We start from the raw sequence: 19,623 nt of genomic DNA, 5'->3' as shown, positions 1-19,623 counted from the left end.
CCAGGGTTTAGCGGTATTGGTTGACGGACACGTTCTGGCCATTGCCGGCCTGGATCACCGTGCTGGAGAGCCCGGTGCCGGTCTGCTGGATGGTCGCGCTGTTCCTGTTGCCGGCCTGGGAAATCTCGGCGCGGTTGTGGCTGCCGTTCTGCACGATGGCCGCCTGGTTGCCCTGGCCCTGCTGGCTGATGGCAGCCATCAGGTCGGCGCCCTGTTGCAGGATCCAGGCTTCCTGGGCGCTACCGGACTGGACGATGGTGCCCAGCAGGTTCTGCCCGCTCTGCTCGATGACGGCGCGGTTGGCCTGGCCGTGTTGCTCGATCAGCGCATGCTGGCCTGACTGGGCCATCTGCGGCAGCAGCGATTCGCCAAGGTCGACGCCGGGGGCCAGGTCGGCGTTGTCCATCAGGTCGTCGGCCTGCGTGGCCTGGCCGAGCAGGGCCAGGCACAGCAGCAGTGGGGTCAGGCGCGGCATGCGGCGATCCTCCTTGTTACTGCACGACAACCGGGACGGTACGCACCGTGCCCTGGCTGCTGCGAATCGTGGCGCTCGGGTTGGCGCTCGGCACGACGGTGGTGCTGTTGGCCACCACCAGCCGCCAGCGTCCGGTCACCGGCACCGTGGTGGTGCCGAGGGTCACCAGGCCGCCCGGCGTGGTCACCTGCACGGTGATGGTGTTGCCGGTGGTCACCGAGGAGGTCCCCGAGATATCCCAATTGAAGCGGTTGTTGGAGCGGGCCTGGACCACCGCGGCGGTGACCGCGAAGGTTTCCTGGGCTGGTCGCGGCGACACCTGCACGCTCACCGTCGCTTGCCCCGACAGCGCCCCCAGCGAATCGCGGATGGCATAGCCGAAGCTGGTGCTGAACGCGCTGGTGACGGTGGCCGGTGGCGTGTAGGTGACCTGATTGCCGGTGATCGCCACGCTGCCGCGCCCGGCGGGTGGCTGGGTGACGCTGGCGATGTCCAGCGGCAGGTTGCCTTCCGGGTCGCCGTCGTTGGCCAGTACGTCGATAGCCAGTGGCACGCCGAGGGTGGCGACGCTGTCGTTGACCGGCACCGGCGGCTGGTTCGGCGCGACCGTGACGGTCACCGTGGCCACCGCCGATTTCAGGCCTTTGTTGTCTTGGGCGCGGTAGCTGAAGGTGGCCTGCATCGGCGCGTTGACCACGGCGGGCGGGGTGTAGGTCACCGAGGTGCTGCCATTCAGCGCCACCGTGCCCTGGCCGTTGGCCGGCTGGGTGAGGTCGGCGACGCTCAGCGGCAGGTCACCGTCCGGGTCGCTGTCGTTGGCCACCAGATTGAGGGTCAGCGGCACGCCGAAGCTGGTGCTGCCGCTGTCGGCCACCGCTATCGGCGCCTGATTGGCCACCGGCGCCGGTGCGCTGCCGAGCACCTGCACCGGTTCGCTGTCGCTGCCGCCGGCGGCGGACTTGATCGTCACGCTGGCCGGTGGTTGCGCCAGGTCGTTGACTGTCAGCGTCTGCACCGTGCCCGACTTGGACAGGCGCCCGTAGCCCTGGGCCACCAGATCCGGCACCAGCACTTCGTCGCTGGAGCTGGCCTGCAGGGTCAGGCGTTTGTTGGCCCAGTCATAGCGCGCGGTCTGGATCTTCACCACGTCACTGAGCTTGCTCGACAGCGAGGTCGGCCGGGTCGCACCGGTCGGGCTGCTGGCGGTCAGCACCACCACGGCAGGCGGCGCGCCGGGCAGCAGCCGTTGGGCGAAGAACAGGCCATTGTTGTCCGCGAGCAGGTTGTACTGGCAGGGCGACGGCGGCGTGCCGGGTACCAGTGCGACGCTTTCGCGCAGGCACAGGCTGGCGCTGTTGGCGGAGCGGGCGAACACTTCGACGCGGCTGCCGGCGGCGGTACGCCGGTAGGTGGCGCGGTCCAGTTCCGCGGCGGTCTGGGTGCGGGCGTCCAGCACTTTGCCGGAGACGCTGAACAGGTTGGTCTGGATCGTCCCGGCCGGGCCCTGGATACGCACGAAGTTGGTGTTGTTGGGGCTGCCGGTCACCGCTTCGGTGAGATTCGGGTCGCCGATATAGGTTTCCGACGCCCCGGTGTCCGGGTTGATCTCGGTATACGGCCCGTTGACGCTGCGCAGGAACGGCCCGAGCGCGCCGTTCAAGGCGCCGCTGAAATCGCCCGGCGCGCCGATGCCGATATCGCGGGTGATGTTGATCGCGCGGCGCCCGCCGTTGGCCACGGTGACGGTTTCGACGCCGTAGGGGTGGGTCACGGTGTAGGTGCCAGCGCTGGGCACCGAGGCGCGGATGCGGATGCGGGCGAAGCTCTGCTGGTCGCCGTCCACCGGATTCTCGGCGGCAAACGCGGCTTCGATACCGGCGACGTAGACCTCCAGTTCATAACCGCTGTTGCCCACGGCGGGAATCGAGGTCTCGGCCAGGAACCAGAACATCTCCGGCGGCCAGTTGTCGGGGAACACCAGCGGCAGGGCGTCGTCGTAGATGCCCGGCTCAGGCAGCAGCGTGCACATGTAGTTGGGCGGGGTGGCCGCCGGCAGCCGTGAACTGGCGGCGCGCGACTGGCACAGCTCCAGCGACAGGTCGCCGTCGTCCTGGTACCACATCGGGTAGCGCCCGGTGGCCAGGGTGTAAGGGCCGGGATCGACCGCGGCGAGTCCGGCCCAGGCGCTGTTGCCGAGGGTTAGGGTCAGTCCGGCGGCACACAGCGCCAGGCGGGGCCATCTGTTCATGTTGCCTCCTGCGGCGGGTCTTGGCGTGAATGCGTTCATGGCAGGATCACCACTTCTTCGCTGTCGCTGCCGCCATTGCTGCTGGTGACCGTGACGGTCGCTGGCGGAATCGGCGACAGGCCGGTGGTCAGGGTTTTCACCGCGCCTTCGCCACCCAGCGCACCGATGGCGGCGCCATGGCCGGTGTGGGCGGTGAGGGTGGGTGGGGTGATTTCATCGCTGGTCGCGGCAATCAGGGTCAGTTGCCCGGAGCCGAGGCTGTACTCGGCGCGCTGGATCGTGACCAGGTCCACCAGCGGCAGGCTGGCAGTGCTCGGCGTACTGCTGGGGATCGCCGGGGTGTTGTCGGCCGCCACGGTGAGCAGCGCCGGCAGGGTCGGGTTGAGCGCCGACTGCGCATACCAGGCGCCGGTGTGGTTGGCCTCGCTCAGCGGCAGGTTGGGGCTCTGGCTGGTCAGGGTGACCGTGGCCGGCTGCGGCGGGGCCTGGACGAACACGTCCTGCTGGGCCACCGGGTTGCCGTTGACCGTGCGCCGCGAGTAGGTGCTGCGCTGCGGGATCAGCGGGGTTGGCCGGTTGACGCTGGACAGCTTGCCGGACACCGAGAACACCTCGGTGCGCAGGTCCAGGCCGTTGGGCCCTTCGATGCGCACGTAGTTGGTGTTGAACGGGCTGCCGGTGACGGCTTCTTCCAGATTCGGGTCGCCGATGTAGCGCTCGCTGGCGCCGGTCAGCGGGTTGGTTTCGCTGTAGGGGCCGTTGACGCTGCGCAGGAACGGTCCGACATCGCCTTTCAGCGCGCCGGTGTAGGTCTGCGGCGCGCCGATGCCGATATCCCGGGTCATGTTGATCGCCCGGCGTCCGGCGACGGGCACGTCGAACACATCGACGCCGTAGGGATGGGTGATCACGTAGGTGCCCGGCGCGGCCACATCGACGCGGATGCGCACCCGGGCAAAGCTGACCTGATCGCCGTCCACCGGTTCTTCGGCGGCAAAGGCGGCTTCGATCGCCGTGCCGAAGCTCAGGTCGATACCGCGGGCGGCATCGACCAGGGCAGCATCGGCGGTAAACCAGAAGGCTTCATCGGGGAAATTGCTGGGGAAGTTGATCGCCTGGGTGTCGTCGAACACCCCGGGGGTGGGCAGCAGGGTGCACATGTACGAAGGCGCCGCGGCGGTGCCGGGCACCCGCGAGCTGACGGCCTTGGACAGGCACAGGTCGAGAACCCGACCATGGCTGTCCTGATACCAGGCGGCGAAACCGCCGGTGGCATGCAGATAAGGGCCCGGGTCGACATCGAACAGCGCCGCCTGGGCGGGCGCCTGGAGCAGGCCGGCCAGAACCAGCAAAGCCAGCGGATGGGGCGTTGGACGGTGCATGAGCGTATTCCTCTTGCAAGCGGGCCCAGGAAATTGGGTCGTCTGCACGAGCATCGGCAACATCCGTACCAGCGCGGCGAAAGCCTTGCCAGGCTTGGCCTGCAGCGGATTTCCCCGGTTTTCCCCACTGCCGTCTGGCGGGGCACTGGCCCCAGCATTGGGGAATGTGGCGTGGGGCAGATTCCGCATTCATGGCATTGCGCTATACCTAAAGGCATCCGCCCGGGGATTCGCCATGACCCTGCAGCCGCCTGCCGCCCAATCGCTGGAAACTGCCGCCCTCGACGGCGAAGGCGAGCGCCCGGCATTCAACCTGCTGCGCTGGTACGCGGTGGTGAGCCTGGCGGTGATTCTCAGCGTGGCGATCGGCCTCGGGCTGGTGTCCAGCCGCTTCATCATCAACGAGAGCGTCGAGCGCGACGCGTTGCTTACCGCGCAGTTCATCCAATCCATCGCCGAGGCGGAGGTGCGCCACGTCGCGGTGCCGAACATCCGCACCATGGGCGAACTGCTTGATCCGCGGCTGGACGCCTCGTTCAGCGACGTCCCGGCGCAGGTCCGGCAGATGGCCCGCTGGGAATTCCTCGACCATATCGCCCACCTGCCGGACATGCTCCTGGCCAATATCTACGCGCCGGACCGCATGGTGATCTGGTCCAGCAACCCGGCGCTGGTGGGGCGCATGATCGAGTCCGATGACGACCTGGAGCGGGCCTTCGACTACAAGATGCGCGTCTCGGCCAGCTACCACGACATCGACGACGCCCGTTCCGAACAGAAATTCCTGGTGCCGCCGCAGCGCCTGTTCATCGAAAACTACATCCCCTTGTTCGACACCAGCGGCGAGCAGGTCACCGCCATGGTGGAAATCTACAAGGAGCCCCGCGACCTGATCGCGCGGATCGAGCGTGGTTTGCTGCTGCTCTGGCTCGGCACCGCGCTGGGGGCCACGGTGGTTTACTGCGGGCTGTTCCTGATCGTGCGGCGTGCGGCCAGGGTGCTGGCGGCGCAGCACAAGCAACTGGTGAACAACGAAACCTACGTCGCGCTGGGCGAGATGTCCTCGGCGGTGGCCCACAGCCTGCGCAACCCGCTGGCGAGCATCCGCTCCAGCGCCGAGCTGGCCCAGGAATTCGATGACGGCGCGGCGCGGAAAAATATCGATGACATCATTGGCCAGGTCGATCGCATGTCGCACTGGGTCCGCGAACTGCTGCAATCGCTGCGCCCGCTCAGCGACGAGGCCGAGCCGGTGGCGCTGGACGGCATTGTGCGCGACTGCGTGCAGGCGCATGCCGCGCAGATCATCCGGGCGCGGGTCGAGGTGGAACTGGACGACCTGGCCGGCATTCGCGTGCTGGGCCAGCCGGTGATGCTGGCGCAGGTGTTCAACAGCTTGATCAGCAACGCACTGGAAGCCATGCCCGAGGGCGGGCGGTTCAGCGTGCGGGTGCAGGCCCGCACGCGGCGCTTGGTAAGCATCCGTCTGGCCGATACCGGCAAGGGCATGAGCAGCCAGCAATTGAGGATGGCCTTCAAGCCGTTCTTCACCACCAAGCGCGGTGGGCTGGGGGTGGGGTTGGTGCTGGTGCGGCGGATTGTCGAGCGCTTTGGCGGAACGGTGAAGCTGGGCAGCCGCGAGGGGCAGGGCACGTGGGTGACGGTGGCGTTGCGGCGGGTGAAGGCGTGATTTTTGAGGCTTGTCCCTGAACCCCTTGCTCGCGATGACCCCACCGGCCCCATCGCGAGCAAGCTCGCTCCTACGGGATTCGGGGGTTCGGGGGTTCAGGGGTTCAGGGATTCAGGGATTCAGGGATTCAGGGATTCAGGGATTCAGGGGTTCAGGGGTTCAGGGGTTCAGGGGTTCAGGGGTTCAGGGGTTCAGGGAATGGGGGGCGGAGGGGGGCGGAAAGGCGAAATGGCATCACCGTGCGTCGCACAGGCGGCACGGCTGACTCACGCCACGGACGGGCTGGGCTATAAGTTCCTGACACGGGCATCCTGCGAGGAAGCGGTCCGATGGTGCTGAACAGCGATGACGCGGCCGTTTCCGGCCAGCCCGATGCACGCCTTGCCCGGAATCAGCAGCCGTTCAATCTGCTGCGCTGGTTTTCCCTGGTCAGCCTGTTGATCATCGCTTCGGTGGCCGCCGCGCTGGGCTATGTCTCCACCCGCTTCGTGGTCAACGACAGCGTCGAGCGCGACGCGATGCTCACCGCCCAGTTCATCCAGGCCATGGCCCAGGCCGAGGTGCGCCATGCGCGCATCCCCGCGAGCGTGACCATGGGCGAGTTGCTCGACCCGCGACTGGACGCCCTGCACCCGGGCCTGGAGGCTTCGGTGGTGGCGGATGCGCGGATCGAGTTCCTCGATCATGTCGAGCACCTGCCGGACACGCTGCTGGCGAATGTCTACGCGCTGGACCGGACCATCGTCTGGTCGACCAATCCGCAACTGATCGGCCGCAAGATCGAGGGCGATGATGACCTCGATGAATCCTTCGCCTCGCGCACGCCGGTCTCGGCCAGCTACCACAAGGCCGCCGAGGAGCGCGAGGAACAGCAGTTCGAGCGCGAGCCGCGCTACCTGTTCATCGAAAACTACATCCCGATGTTCGACGCCTCGGGCACCCAGGTGGTGTCGATGGTCGAGGTGTACAAGGAGCCGCAGGATCTGGTGCGGCGGATCCAGCGCGGCTATGTGCTGATCTGGAGCAGCAGCATCATCGGTGGCGTGCTGATCTACCTCGGGCTGTTCTGGATCGTCCGTCGCGGCGCCGCCATGCTCGCGTCGCAGCAACGCCGGCTGGTGATCAGCGAGACCTTCGCCGCGCTCGGCGAAATGTCCTCGGCGGTGGCCCACAGCCTGCGCAACCCGCTGGCGACCATCCGTTCCAGCGCCGAACTGGCCCACGAGGTTGCCAGCGAGCCGGCGCAGAAGAACATCGCCGACATCATCGGCCAGGTCGATCGCATGTCGCGCTGGGTGCGCGAGTTGCTGGTGTCGCTGCGCCCGGCCAGCGACGAGGCCGAGGCAGTGGACCTGTTGGGCGCCATCGACGATGCCCTGGTCAGTTTCGCCGGGCAGATCGAGCGTTCGCGGGTCGAGGTGCGGGTCGACACGCCCGCCGCCGCCAGCGTGTCGATCCAGCCGATGCTGCTGACGCAGATCCTCAACAGCCTGTTCGCCAACGCCCTGGAAGCCATGCCCAAGGGCGGTCGGCTGGGTATTGAAGTGAGCCCGGAGCAGGGCGGGCGGCAGTGGCAAATGGTCGTGAGCGACAGCGGCAAGGGCATGAGCCAGCAACAGGAGCGGATGGTCTTCAAGCCGTTTTTCACCACCAAGCAGGGCGGCCTCGGGGTCGGCCTGGTACTGGTCAAACGCATCATGGAACGATTCGGTGGTTCGGTCAGCCTGACCAGCCGTGAGGAGGAAGGAACCCGTGTCAGCCTGATTTTCAATGTTGCCGGAGGGGACCATGGAACACAGCATCCTGCTGGTCGAGGACGATGAACTCCTTGCGCAGAACATCCAGACCTACCTTGAGCGCAAGCAGTTCGAGGTGACCGTTTGCCACAGCGCCGAAGACGCTCTGGAGCGTTTGCAGCATATCCAGCCCGACGCGGTGCTGACCGACAACTCGCTGCCGGGGATGAACGGCCACGAGTTGCTGCGCACCCTGGTCGCCCAGGCCCCGGAGCTGAAAGTCATCATGATGACCGGCTACGGCAACGTCGAAGACGCGGTGGCGGCGATGAAGGAGGGCGCCTTCCACTACCTGACCAAGCCGGTGGCCCTGGCCGAACTCAAACTGATGCTGGACAAGGCCCTGGCCACCGAACGGATGGAGCGAACCCTGTCGTTCTATCAGGAGCGCGAGGCGTCGAAATCGGGAATCCAGGCGTTGATCGGCGAATCGCCGACGATGCTCGGGCTCAAGCACACCGTGCGGCAGTTGCTCGATGCCGAACAGCGCATGACCGGCGGCGACCTGCCGCCCGTGTTGGTGGAAGGCGAAACTGGCACCGGCAAGGAACTGGTGGCTCGCGCCCTGCACTTCGACGGGCCGCGCAGCAAGGGGCCGTTCATCGAATTCAACTGCGCCTCGATTCCGGCCAACCTGCTCGAAGCCGAACTGTTCGGCCATGAGAAAGGCGCCTTTACCGACGCGCGCGAGCGCCGGGTCGGCCTGGTCGAAGCGGCGGATGGTGGCACCCTGTTTCTCGACGAGATCGGCGAAATGGACCTGCTGTTGCAAGCCAAGCTGCTGAAACTGCTGGAAGACCGCACCATCCGCCGTATCGGTGCGGTCAAGGAGCGCAAGGTCAACCTGCGGATCATCAGCGCCACCAACTGCAACCTGGAGCAGATGGTGCAGCAGGGCAAGTTCCGCCGTGACCTGTTCTTTCGCCTGCGGATCATCTCGATCAAGGTGCCGCGGCTGTATGACCGTGGCGAAGACATCCTGATTCTGGCCCGGCATTTCCTCGCCCAGCACGCCAAGCGCTACGGCAAGGGGCCGTTGCGCTTCAGTGCGGAAGCCGAGGACCTGATGCTCAGTTACGGCTGGCCGGGGAACGTGCGCGAGCTGCGCAATATGCTGGAGCAGACGGTGTTGCTGACGGGTAGCGAGGTGATTGGCCCGCAGCAACTGAATGTGTGCCCGAGCCTGGTGGAAGAATCGCTGGCGATGCCCACGGCGCCGACCTTCACTGCGCGGCCGCCGGCGGATCCGCTGGAGTCGATGAACCTGCCGGAAGTGGAGCGTGACATGGTGCGCAAGATGCTCGACCGCACCGACTGGAATGTCACCAAGTCGGCGCGGCTGCTGGGGTTGAGCCGGGACATGTTGCGTTACCGGATCGAAAAACTGGGGCTGACCCGGCCGGATAAGCGGCAGTGGTGAGGTGAGCCGGTTTCGCGGCTTTCGCGAGCAAGCTCGCTGCTACCGAAGAACCGGACCCTCACTGCCCGCTACCGGACCCACCGCCACCGGTATTGCTGCCACCGGTCCCGTTGATCCCGCCTTTGCCCACACCGTTTTCCGCGCCGGTGCCGTCGATGGCGTTGGGTTTGCTGCGGTCGGTGCCGTCGGTGGTCGCGCCACCCTGGCGTCCCGGGTCGCTGCCCTGGGTGCGCGGGTCGGTGCCGTTGGGCATTGGCACGTCAGTGGCGTTGGCGCCGGCGCCAGAGGACGGCGGATTGGGATTGGTCGGCCCGTTGTCGGCCAGGGCATGGGTGCCGAGCAGGGCGCTGAACAGCAGTACGGCAAAGGCAGAACGCTTCATGGTCAAACTCCTTTTCGCGGGTATACCTGGTATTGGGCCGTGCCCTCGCATGAGGGTGCGATCCGGATACTCCCCGCGGCGACCAGCGGCGCTTACTCGCGCCCGCGCATGAAAAAGCCCGCCACGTATTTGCGGAAGGTTTCGAGGCTCTTGAAGTCGGCATAGCGGCGGAAATTCTCCACCTCCGGCTCCGGCCCCAGCGGCTGTTCGGTCAGGGACACCGAGAGCACCCGGTCCTGGTCGGAACTGAGCAGCAGTTCGTCCATTACCTGGCCGCCGATCACCGGCCTGCGCATGATCACCCGCACACCCTTGCTGGCCATCCAGTCGATCAGCGAGACGAGCATTTTCAGCGGCTCGCGCTCTTCATCGCGGTACACCGGGAACAGATGGCCGCGGGACAGCACCGGCACGCTGGCGACATGGATCAGTTCGTAGAAATGGCTGCCGGCGCTGGCCGGCGAGTAGATCGCCAGGGCCAGCAACGGCCCGGGCGTGCGGCTGCCGCCCCAGAGCAGGTGGTGGCCCTGGAAGTCGAAGCCGTCCTCGCTGCGTTCGGTGTAGACCTTGCGCGCCTTGATCTGGCTGACGCAGTCCAGCAACAGGCCGTGGCGGCGATGGTTGCCGAACACCGTGGATTCCCGCAGGCGCGCCTTGAGCATCATCATGTGCTTCATGTCGAGGCGGGTTTCCAGGTAGTTGCTGGCCGGCACCCGCTCGATCAGCGGGTAACGCCCGGCCACACCGCGCAGCTCGGCAAACTGGCCGGTGAGGTCCTTTTTCAGGTGGGTGGCGTAGACGTTCAGGCCGCTGGCCTCGATCAGGGTCAGCAGCAGCGACAGCAGGCGGTGCTGTTCGCGCTTGTCGCCCGCGCCGGCACCGGCGCTTGTGGACTCATCGCTGCCAGCGCGGCGAAAATCGCCAATCAGCCGCAGCGGCGTGTCCGGCGCCAGCCAGGCGGCGGGCGGGGTGTCCTGGGCGTCGGTGTCGCCGGCTTCGCGCTCGTCCTTGCTGAACGGGCAGTCAGCGGCGTGCTCGGCGGTGCCGGGGTTGTTCTTCAGGAACAGCGTGCCGGTGTGGCTGTTGAGAGTGACATTGAGCACCGGCATGGCTTTGGCCTGACAGTCACAGGCCAGCCAGTGACCGGCGGCGCGGACCTTAATCAGCAACTGGTTGGCCTGCAACAGGCGCGGGCCTTCCAGGGTGCCGCGGTTGAAACCGCGCAGAAGATCGTCTTCAGCGGGAGTGAGGGTGCGCACCAGGGTGGCGCTTTTTTCGATTATTCGCATTGCCCATTCCATGAGGGACTGCTTTGCAGCCCATCGCGCCGAACCGTCGCGATGGGCCGCTGAAGCGGTCCCGGCACACTATCAAAAAGCCGGCGATCAGCCACCAAACAACTTGGCTGCCCGGGCCCGGATTTCTTCCACCGAGAGGTCTTCCTTGTGGGTGGAAATGAACCACAGGTTACCGAACGGATCCTTCAAGGTGCCACTACGGTCGCCGTAAAACTGGTCCTGCACCGGATTGACCTCGGTGGCCCCGGCCTTGATCGCCTGGGCGTAACGGGCGTCGACGTCTTCGACGTAGAGGTGCAGCCCCACGGAAACACCGGGTTGCGACTGGCTGCTGACCAGTGCGGCCTGGTCGCAGGGCTCGGCGAGCATGATCGACGAGTCGCCGATCTTCAGCTCTGCGTGGCCGATGCGGCCGTCCGGGCCTTCGAGACGGAACATCTCGACGGCGCCGAAGGCGGCCTTGTAGAAATCGATGGCTTTATGCGCGTCCTTGATGCCCAGATACGGCGTGATGCTGTGGGCACCTTCGGGAATGGGTTTTGCGGTCATTGCGTGTTCCTCCTGTAGCCAATGCCAACGGAGCACCCGGGCACGATGCCCGGGCGTATCGCTGTATGTTTGTACAGGAATGGCAAAAGCGCAAATCCGTCGCCGCTTGCGCGGGACGGATGGCATGCGACGCGCCGAACGGTCTTCAGAAGATGTAATCGGTGGTCAGGAAGCTCGACTGGCGGTTGCGGATGATCTCGCTGATCAACTGCTTGTTGCTGTCCTGGAAGCGCGTGGCCACCAGCGTGCGGATGGAAAACACCCGCAGCGCGTCATGCACCGAGAGCGTGCCTTCGGCGGAGTTCTTGCGGCCATTGAACGGGAACGTGTCGGGGCTGCGCTGGCATTGGGCGTTGATGTTGATCCGCCCGACCTGGTTGGCGAAGGTGTCCACCAGCCGGCCGATCGCTTCCGGGTCATTGCCGAACAGGCTCAGTTGCTGGCCGAAGTCCGAATCGAGCACGTAGTCCACCACCGTTTGCAGGTCGCTATACGGCACCACGGGCACCACCGGGCCAAACTGCTCTTCGTGGTAGACGCGCATCGCCGGGTTCACCGGGTAGAGCAGCGCCGGATAGAAGAACGAACCACGGCTCTGCCCGCCACCGGGGTTGAGCACCTGCGCGCCCTGGCTGACGGCGTCGCTGACCAGGCCATTGAGGTAATCGATCTTGCCCGGCTCCGGCAGCGGCGTCAGTGCCACGCCCGGGGTCCAGGGCATGCCGGGCTTGAGGGCGGCGAGTTTGGCCTGGAATTTTTCCAGGAAGCTGTCCACTACGTGTTCGTGGACGAAGAGGATCTTCAGCGCGGTGCAGCGCTGGCCGTTGAACGACAGTGCGCCGGTAATGGACTCGCTGACCGCGTTGTCGAGGTCGGCGTCGGGCAAGACGATGCCCGGGTTCTTCGCGTCCAGGCCGAGGGCGGCGCGCAGGCGGTGCGGGCGCGGGTGGAGTTTTTTCAGGTCGCTGGCGGCCTTGTTGGTGCCGATGAAGGCGAACACGTCGATCTTGCCGCTGGCCATCAGCGCGCTGACGGTCTCGCGGCCACGGCCATAGATGACGTTGATCACCCCGGCCGGGAAGCTGTCGCGGAAGGCTTCGAGCAGCGGCCGGATCAGCAGGACGCCGAACTTGGCCGGTTTGAACACCACGGTGTTGCCCATGATCAGTGCCGGGATCAGGGTGGTGAAGGTCTCGTTCAGCGGATAGTTGTAAGGGCCCATGCACAGCGCCACGCCCAGCGGGGTGCGGCGGATCTGGCCGAGGGTGTCCTGTTCCAGTTCGAAGCGGCTGGAGCGGCGGTCCAGTTCCTTGAGCGCGCCGATGGTGTCGACGATGTAATCGCAGGTGCGGTCGAATTCTTTTTCGGCGTCCTTGAGGTTCTTGCCGATTTCCCACATCAGCAGCTTGATCACCGCCTCGCGTTGCAAGCGCATGCGTCCGAGGAACCCTTCGACATGGCGGATGCGCTCGGCCACGCGCATCGTCGGCCAGGCGCCGCGGCCTTTGTCGTAGGCATGCACGGCGGCGTCCAGGGCGGTGAGGGCGGTGTCGGCATCGAGCAGCGGCGCGCTGCCCAGCAGCACCTGGTGCTCTTCATCGCCTTCGCGCAGCCACACCGGGCTGCGCACCGTGGCCAGCGGGCCGTCCCAGCGGCGCAATTCGCCGTTGACCAGGTAATCGCGCTGCTCCAGCGGCTCACCCAGGCGGTACGCCTCGGGAATCTCCTCGGCAGTGGGAAACAGCGTATCCAGCAGACGATCCATGGCACGACACCTCTTTGTTCTTCGAATGGTGAAACAGATAGATGAAACGTTTCAGTCGAGAATAAACCCGCGCCGCAAAAAAAAGCCAGCCCGCCTCAACATTGCCGTTCGTCCGCCGATAACCCGAGTAATTCGATGCCAGCAGCTCGGCGTATGACTATAAGAATTTTCGCCCTCGAAGCCCCCCGCAGCCTACCCACCAGCGTGCGTTCCACCGCTTACCGCCTGCTTCCCATCGGTTTTGCCGTGATTGGCATCGGACTGTCCGTGGCCCTTGGCCGCCTGGACATGCAGCGCCAGGAAAGCGAAATGATCGCGACGGCAAGCATGCGCCTGTCTGGCATCCGCGCCGGACTGGAGGCGCAGATGCGCTCGGCGTTTGGCGAGACTGAAGGCATAGCACAGTTGCTCAGTGCCGACGGCGATATTTCTGCCGCGCATTTCCATGACATGGCGCGCCAGGCCATGGAGTCGGTGCGCTATATCCGCCACGTCTCGCTGGCGCCCAACGACGTCATCGCCGATGTCTACCCGCTGCACAACAACGCAAGCATCCTCGGCCTGAATTACCGCACGCTGCCGGCGCAATACCCGCTGGTGCAGCGCGCGCGCGACAGCGCCGAGCCGGTGCTCGCGGGCCCGGTGCAGCTCTATCAGGGTGGGCGGGCGCTGATCTACCGGCGTCCGGTTTTCCTCAAGGGGCACAAGGGCGTGCGCCTGTATTGGGGCAATGTCTCGGTGGTGGCGGACATCGACAGCCTGCTGCGCGCGGCCGGGGTCGGCGAGGACGCCAACTTCCACCTGGCGTTGCGTGGCGGTGACGGCGAAGGCGCGGCCGGGGCGATGATCTGGGGCGAGCCGGCGATGTTCAAGCAGCCGTCGGTGACGCTCAACGTCGATGTGCCCGGTGGCATCTGGCAACTGGCGGCGACGCCGCGGGAAGGCGGGTCGTCGATGAGCCTGTTCAGCTCGCCGCTGTTTCTGTTCGCCTTGGCCACCACCGGGCTGTTCAGCCTGTTCGTCGCCCAGTTGAACCGCAGCAATCGCCTGATCAACCTGCGCAACGGCGAGCTCAAGCATTCCCAGGCGCAACTCGAGCACCTGGCGCATTTCGACGCGGTCACCGGCCTGCCCAATCGCGTGCTGTTCCAGCGCCGCCTGCAACAGGCGCTGGCCGCGCCGAAGGTGCAACTGGCGGTGCTGGTGCTGGACATCGACGGCTTCAAGCTGGTGAACGACAGCCTCGGCCATGCCCTCGGCGACCTGTTGCTGGCGCAGGCGGCGCAGCGTCTGAAAGACGGGGTTGGCGCCGAAGACACCGTCTGCCGCCTCGGCGGCGACGAGTTCGCCTTCATCCTCACCCGCATCAGCACGCCCCAGCAGGCCTGCCAGGTGGTGGATGGCCTGCTGCGTGCCTTGCAGCAGCCGTTCGACCTCAAGGGCAACGCCGCGCTGGTCACCGGCAGCATCGGCATCGCCCTGGGCCCGGAGCACGGGCACAGCGCCGAAAGCCTGCTGCGCCATGCCGACACTGCGATGTACGCGGCCAAGGAAAGCGGGCGCAATGCCTGGCGCCTGTACCACGGCGACATGACCGCGCGCCTGCAGGAACGCCTGGCCCTGGAGCGGGCATTGCGCCGCGCGCTGGAACAGCACGAATTCGAGGTCTGGTATCAGCCGCGTATTGACCTGTTCAGTGGCCGGGTCGAAGGCGCCGAGGCGCTGTTGCGCTGGCGCGATCCGCAGAAAGGGCTGATCTCGCCGCTGGATTTCATTCCCCTGGCCGAACGCACCGGCCTGATCATTCCCTTGGGCGAGCACGTGCTGGAGCTGGTCTGCGCGCAGGTCCGCAAGTGGCGCGACCGCGAGCTGCTGCCCGGGCCGATCGCGATCAACGTCGCGGCCTTGCAGATCGAGCGCAGCGACTATGTGCGCAGCCTGACCGAGTCCCTGGAACGCCACGGCCTGAGCCCGAATCTGCTGGAAGTGGAGATTACCGAGAGCCTGCTGATGGAAAGCCAGCAGCATGCCTGCGATGTCCTGGCGCGTTTGCAGGCGCTTGGCGTAGCCACGGCGGTGGACGACTTCGGCACCGGCTACTCGTCGCTGGCGTACCTGAAATCGTTGCCGATCAACCACCTGAAAATCGACCGCGCGTTCATCAAGGACTTGCCCCACGGCGACAACGATGTGGCGATCACCCGCGCGATCATCGACCTCGGCCATGCCCTGGGCTATCGCATTACCGCCGAAGGCATCGAGACCCACGCCCAGTACCAGTTCCTGCGCAATGCCGGCTGCGATCATGGCCAGGGCTACCTGCTCGGTCGGCCGATGCCGGCCGACCTGTTCGAGCACTGGCTCGCGGGAGAGCGTTTTACCGCCGTGGAGTATTGAGTGCCCGGCCAGCGCGGCTGGCCGGGGGGTGGGTTACCAGCGGGTCTGGGTGCCGTCGGCGATGCGGCGGGTCAGGTCATCGAGCAGCGCCCGCTGATCGGCTTCGTATTGAAGGCGCAAGCGATTGGCTTCGATCAGGTAATCACCTTCGTTCATCTCGGCTTCGGCGGCTTCCAGCAGCGCATCGGCCTGTTCCTGCAACTGTTCGAAGTCGGTGGCATAGCGCAGCCGCAGGTGGTTGACCCAGAAAGAATAGGCATATTCGCCATCCGGCAGCTCGCTCCACAGGGCGCTGCGCCCGGTCACGGTGCTCGGGCCGAGTTCGCGCAGTTGCTCATGCAGTTGCGTGGTCCACTGCGCGTCGAGCGACTGCAGCCGTCCGCCGCCGAGCCGGGTATAGACGGTTTCGGTCGGTGTCGGCGCGAGGCGCATCTGCATGTCGACAGCCACCCGTTGCAGCGTGCGGGCGCGGAAGATCTCGAACTCAAGCTCGGTGATGACCGGGAATTTCAGGCGCAGTGCATCGTTGACCGCCTGGTAGCGAATGGCGGCCACCGCCACGCTCAGTATGTGCTCGGTCTGCTGCCGGGCACTGAGCTCCTCCCCGGGAAACGCGACCGCTTCGCAGAGGTCGGCGGCCAGCTCGAACGCCAGCAGGGCGCGCGCATCGATCATGGTCGCCGATGCCATTGCCAGGGGCGTCTCCAGCCAGCGCAACATGACCCAGAAGCGACGCCGGGTGGTGGCCGGGGCCACCTGGAACAGCGTGCTCGCGGCCAATTCCCGCAAGTCGCGGCGGTACTGCAAGGGCAGTTGGCGGCTGACCCGCTCCCAGCACGCCAGGGTCGGTTCATCGGCCTCCAGCAGCAGTTCCGCGTAATCCACATCCGGAACCATCAGGTCGATGCCGGTTGCGCTGAAGTGCGCCTGGATCCGCTCCTGCGCGGCCGGGGTGAGCGGATTTTGCTCAATGTTCAGGGCCAGTTGCGCCGCGCGGGTCATGCCCAAGGGCTCGGGCAGATCAGTGATCAGGTTTGCCGCCAGCTCGACGTGTTCCAGGTGTTCCGCCCGGTCAAGGCCCGCCGGGAACTCGTGCAGGTCAGCGTCGAACAGCCCCAGGTCGCGTATCTCCGGTAGCCGGCTGATATCCGGCGGGATACCGAGCGGGTTGCCGGCCATGTTGAGCACCTGCAGCCCGGTGCATTGTTCCAGGGTGGCTTGCGAGGCCGCACTCCAGGTGATCTGGTTGTCGGTCATTTCCAGGGTGGTCAATTGCGGTCCGAGTCCTTCGGGCATGTGTTGCAGGCGCATGGACGCGGCCCATAGGCAGCGTAGCGCGGGTAGCTGGTTGATCAGCAGGAGGGGCATGCCTTGAAGCTCGTTGCTGTCCACGCTCAGCTCAGTGATATGCGTGAAGGCATCGGCCAGGTGAGGAAAGTCACTGAAGTCGCTGTCGACGAGGTTCAACGCCGAAAGGTCGAGGACCGACGGGATGTCCGACTGGCGATGCCAGTTGGACAACAGGCTGTCGTGGATCCGGTTGCGTGCGGGCCGGTCTTCCGCCCATTGGCCCAGCGTGGTGCGCAGGTATTCGAGCTGTCGCTCCAGGGCGCGCAGTTCCAGGTGCGGCGGCCGGTCAGCGGCCCGCCATTGATCCAGTTGAATCTCCGCAGATGCGACGCTGGCCCGCGGGTACAACCGACGGTAGCGGGCGATCAGCGGATTGCCGTGGGTGCTCGACGACGGGTAGACCTCCGGCCGGTCGGATCCGCCGAGAAGACGGCCGTCATCAGCCCAGCCGTATTCGTGGCCGGACCAGAGCCAGCGCTGGGTGCTTTCACGGTCCAGCAGGGCGTGTTCGGCCATCCGGGCCTTGAGCGCCTCGGTATCGCCGTTGAACTCGGGCATGACCTGGGCCAGCGCCTCGAACACGTCTTCAGTGACGGCCCCGGGTTGATCACGGACTACGGCACGGTAGCCATCGGCGGCTTTGAGGATCAGGCGCAGGTCGCTGGCGTGGCGTTCGCCGGCGCGCTCCAGCAACGGACCGGTGACGCCACCGCCGCGCAACTCGAGCCGGGTGTTGGCAGGCCAGGCGCTTTCCCGCGGCAGGCTCCATAACGCCAGGCGGTCGCTGGCCGTGCAGCGCCGCCGCGGCAGGTAAAGCCCGTCGAGCGCGGCGTCGAGACGGTCTTCGGCCGGCACGTCGCCGCGCAAGCGCTGCAAGGTGTCGATCAACTTGACGGGGGTGGGGCGTCCGCGCAGGTAGATATCCAGGAGTTCATCGCGGTTGACGCCACTGATCCGGCTGGCGATTTCCAGCTCTTGATCGCTGTAGGCGCCAACTTGATGGCCGATGCGCCGCAGCAACGTGTGTCGCGGCCAGTCCAGCGGCGACTCGTGGGCACCGATCCAGGCGCCCTGGCCGTTGTGTTCGAAGACCGGCTGGAAGGCTCGCGGCGTGTCGGGGTGGACGAGTTGCCAGCGCTGGCCGTCGGCATGCGCGGTCATCGGGTAATGCGCGCCGTCCAGCGGCAGCAGCGGACGACCGTCCACAACCCGCTGGCCCAGCGAGTTGTGCACGGTATCGGCGGGCGGCGCAGGCACTTCATAGGGCGCCAGGTCGGCGTTCCACAGACGGGGACTGCCGTCTGGGCGCATGACCTCGATCCATTTGCCGGTAAAGCGGCTGACATAGTGAAACAGCACGCCGCCGCCCACCGCCGTAACCCCATCGATGGCCACGGCCTTGATGCTGTTCAGCGCGGCATCGATGTCGCCCTGTCGCCAGGACTCCACGCCTTCATAAATGGTGTCCAGGACTTGCGCGACGAACACCAGCGTCATCAATTGCCCGGCGGCGGGTATGAAGAACGCGGCGACGCCAAGCAGGTCCAGCCCGAGCGCCTCCCAGTGGCGCAGGCGTTGCTGGCGCGCCGCCTCGTCGGCATCGGCGCTGGGCACCGCCAGTTGCCGGGCTTCGTTGAGCAGGCGCCGGTGATGGCGGTCTTGCAGGTAGCCGAACAGTTCGCCGTCAATCGCGGTTTCGTTCCAGTGCAGGTCCGCGTCGGGAGCCGCCTGCCACGAGGTATCGCGATCGCCGGGCAGGCTTTGTCCGGTGAGCGTGCGTTGCAGCACGCTGGCGAAATGGTAGGCCTTGTCATGCTGGATAAAACGCATGAAGCGCTGGCGGAGCGCGGGTTCGCAGAGGCGTCGCGCGAGGTCGTGCTGGCAGGCGCCGGGAGTGGGGTAGCGCGTCAGCGCGCCATCCTTGACCCCGGGCAGGTACAAGATCACGGCGGTCGAGTCGGGGGCCGGGTAGATCAGCACGGCGTCGAGAATGTCGATGCCGAACAGGCTCAGGCGGTGACAACGCGGCGAGTGCGGGCTGATGTTGGGCGTGCTGTCGACGATCAGGCTCTGGACCCGCTCGCAATCATCGCGAAGGTTGTAGCAGATGCGGGCGAGCAACAGGTCCAGGTGCAGTTGTTGTTTGCGCACCTCGATTGCCAGGGCGCGGACCTGCGTCCGGCCGAGCACGCCGTCCAGGTGTTGCTGGTAGCGTTGGCCGAGGTCCAGGGCATGGCATTCGCTGGCGAATTGCTGCGCGGTGAAGGGCAGGCCGGTGTAGTGATAGCGCGGGTAACCCAGGTGCGAACCGACAACGAACTCGCCGTCGATGGCCACGCTTTCCGGTTGCCACTCCAGGTCCCGCGGGAAGTTTTGCAGCGCCGCCTGCAATAGCGGCTCCGCCTCGTGGTTCAGCTCGGCCTGCATCGACATCCAGTTCCAGTCGCGGCTGAAACGCACCAGTTTCAGCCGGCGCATATCGCCTTGCAGGCCAAAGGCTGTGTGCAGGCGCTCTTCGAGCAAAGGGGTGGCGAAGTCGGCGAGGGGCTTGAGGTCTTGCATGGCGTTGGCCAGGGCCACGGTCGAGCGGTGTAACCGGCGTTGCGCCTGTTCGAACGCTTCGCGCAGCGTCGGCAGGGCGTTGCGCAGCCAGGGCTGTTCGCTGGCATCGGCGAGGTACTCCAGGCTATCGATCTGCTCGGCGTTGAGGTGGCGGATCCAGCCCGGCAGGCGCTCCTTGATGAGCTGCCGGTGGACGTCGGCGGCGGGCGCAGCGGGGTGAGGTAGTTGTGGCATAACGGGCGCTCCATGTAAGGGAGCGCAAGCACACCGCGAAGCGCGAATGGAGCGGTGGCAAATAGTTATCTATGG

At 66.1% G+C, this 19,623-nt stretch carries 12 protein-coding genes; 4 read left to right on the top strand and 8 right to left on the bottom strand.

Annotated elements, in window-relative coordinates; genetic code table 11:
• Positions 1-7: 7 nt before the first annotated feature.
• From CKW37_RS00785 to CKW37_RS00775, 3 genes are read right to left on the bottom strand one after another with little or no spacing between them, the layout of a single operon-like run.
• Entirely contained in the window at positions 8-475 is a 468-nt protein-coding gene (locus tag CKW37_RS00785) for a curlin (protein WP_095153529.1), read from the bottom strand.
• Positions 476-491: 16 nt separating this feature from the next.
• A complete protein-coding gene (locus CKW37_RS00780; protein ID WP_095153528.1) occupies positions 492-2,723 on the bottom strand; it encodes an Ig-like domain-containing protein in 2,232 nt (743 codons plus the stop codon).
• 35 nt (positions 2,724-2,758) lie between these two features.
• The gene (locus CKW37_RS00775; RefSeq protein WP_095153527.1) at positions 2,759-4,105 is read right to left on the bottom strand and encodes a hypothetical protein; all 1,347 of its coding nucleotides are present in this window, start codon (positions 4,103-4,105) and stop codon (positions 2,759-2,761) included.
• Between the two features lie 235 nt (positions 4,106-4,340).
• Between CKW37_RS00775 and CKW37_RS00770 the strand changes: the two genes are divergently transcribed.
• The 3 genes from CKW37_RS00770 to CKW37_RS00760 all read left to right on the top strand — a co-directional run bounded on the left by CKW37_RS00770 (position 4,341) and on the right by CKW37_RS00760 (position 9,011).
• Complete coding sequence (locus tag CKW37_RS00770) at positions 4,341-5,795, top strand: sensor histidine kinase (protein WP_095153526.1); 1,455 nt, start codon at positions 4,341-4,343, stop codon at positions 5,793-5,795.
• Between the two features lie 329 nt (positions 5,796-6,124).
• A complete protein-coding gene (locus tag CKW37_RS00765) occupies positions 6,125-7,618 on the top strand; it encodes a sensor histidine kinase (protein ID WP_095153525.1) in 1,494 nt (497 codons plus the stop codon).
• A complete protein-coding gene (locus CKW37_RS00760; RefSeq protein ID WP_095153524.1) occupies positions 7,584-9,011 on the top strand; it encodes a sigma-54 dependent transcriptional regulator in 1,428 nt (475 codons plus the stop codon). Before CKW37_RS00765 ends, CKW37_RS00760 begins: the two co-directional genes overlap by 35 nt.
• Positions 9,012-9,069: 58 nt before the next feature.
• On the opposite strand, the gene CKW37_RS00755 is transcribed toward CKW37_RS00760, so the two are convergent.
• The 4 genes from CKW37_RS00755 to CKW37_RS00740 form a co-directional block, all read right to left on the bottom strand.
• Entirely contained in the window at positions 9,070-9,393 is a 324-nt protein-coding gene (locus tag CKW37_RS00755) for a hypothetical protein (protein WP_095153523.1), read from the bottom strand.
• Positions 9,394-9,485: 92 nt separating this feature from the next.
• On the bottom strand, positions 9,486-10,682 hold the full coding sequence (locus CKW37_RS00750; RefSeq protein ID WP_095153522.1) for a hypothetical protein: 1,197 nt from the start codon (positions 10,680-10,682) through the stop codon (positions 9,486-9,488).
• 96 nt (positions 10,683-10,778) lie between these two features.
• Entirely contained in the window at positions 10,779-11,240 is a 462-nt protein-coding gene (locus CKW37_RS00745; protein WP_095153521.1) for a VOC family protein, read from the bottom strand.
• Positions 11,241-11,385: 145 nt separating this feature from the next.
• A complete protein-coding gene (locus CKW37_RS00740; protein ID WP_095153520.1) occupies positions 11,386-13,005 on the bottom strand; it encodes an NADP-dependent glyceraldehyde-3-phosphate dehydrogenase in 1,620 nt (539 codons plus the stop codon).
• A gap of 153 nt (positions 13,006-13,158) precedes the next feature.
• On the opposite strand from CKW37_RS00740, the gene CKW37_RS00735 reads away from it, so the two are divergent.
• Complete coding sequence (locus tag CKW37_RS00735) at positions 13,159-15,402, top strand: bifunctional diguanylate cyclase/phosphodiesterase (protein WP_095153519.1); 2,244 nt, start codon at positions 13,159-13,161, stop codon at positions 15,400-15,402.
• Between the two features lie 33 nt (positions 15,403-15,435).
• Here the strand turns inward: CKW37_RS00735 and CKW37_RS00730 are convergent, their stop codons facing one another.
• The gene (locus tag CKW37_RS00730; protein ID WP_095153518.1) at positions 15,436-19,548 is read right to left on the bottom strand and encodes a dermonecrotic toxin domain-containing protein; all 4,113 of its coding nucleotides are present in this window, start codon (positions 19,546-19,548) and stop codon (positions 15,436-15,438) included.
• Between the last annotated feature and the right edge of the window lie 75 nt (positions 19,549-19,623).

The sequence above is a fragment of the Pseudomonas sp. Irchel 3E13 genome (genome assembly GCF_900187455.1).
GTDB lineage: Bacteria > Pseudomonadota > Gammaproteobacteria > Pseudomonadales > Pseudomonadaceae > Aquipseudomonas.
This window is presented reverse-complemented; position numbering and strand designations above follow the sequence as displayed.

What these genes read in the sequence shown, in the direction of transcription:
- CKW37_RS00750 (WP_095153522.1), bottom strand. Translation starts at nt 10,682, where the DNA reads ATGCGAATAATCGAAAAAAGCGCCACCCTGGTGCGCACCCTCACTCCC.
- CKW37_RS00730 (WP_095153518.1), bottom strand. Translation starts at nt 19,548, where the DNA reads ATGCCACAACTACCTCACCCCGCTGCGCCCGCCGCCGACGTCCACCGG.
- CKW37_RS00755 (WP_095153523.1), bottom strand. Translation starts at nt 9,393, where the DNA reads ATGAAGCGTTCTGCCTTTGCCGTACTGCTGTTCAGCGCCCTGCTCGGC.
- CKW37_RS00760 (WP_095153524.1), top strand. Translation starts at nt 7,584, where the DNA reads ATGGAACACAGCATCCTGCTGGTCGAGGACGATGAACTCCTTGCGCAG.
- CKW37_RS00765 (WP_095153525.1), top strand. Translation starts at nt 6,125, where the DNA reads ATGGTGCTGAACAGCGATGACGCGGCCGTTTCCGGCCAGCCCGATGCA.
- CKW37_RS00740 (WP_095153520.1), bottom strand. Translation starts at nt 13,005, where the DNA reads ATGGATCGTCTGCTGGATACGCTGTTTCCCACTGCCGAGGAGATTCCC.
- CKW37_RS00745 (WP_095153521.1), bottom strand. Translation starts at nt 11,240, where the DNA reads ATGACCGCAAAACCCATTCCCGAAGGTGCCCACAGCATCACGCCGTAT.
- CKW37_RS00780 (WP_095153528.1), bottom strand. Translation starts at nt 2,723, where the DNA reads ATGAACAGATGGCCCCGCCTGGCGCTGTGTGCCGCCGGACTGACCCTA.
- CKW37_RS00735 (WP_095153519.1), top strand. Translation starts at nt 13,159, where the DNA reads ATGACTATAAGAATTTTCGCCCTCGAAGCCCCCCGCAGCCTACCCACC.
- CKW37_RS00785 (WP_095153529.1), bottom strand. Translation starts at nt 475, where the DNA reads ATGCCGCGCCTGACCCCACTGCTGCTGTGCCTGGCCCTGCTCGGCCAG.
- CKW37_RS00775 (WP_095153527.1), bottom strand. Translation starts at nt 4,105, where the DNA reads ATGCACCGTCCAACGCCCCATCCGCTGGCTTTGCTGGTTCTGGCCGGC.
- CKW37_RS00770 (WP_095153526.1), top strand. Translation starts at nt 4,341, where the DNA reads ATGACCCTGCAGCCGCCTGCCGCCCAATCGCTGGAAACTGCCGCCCTC.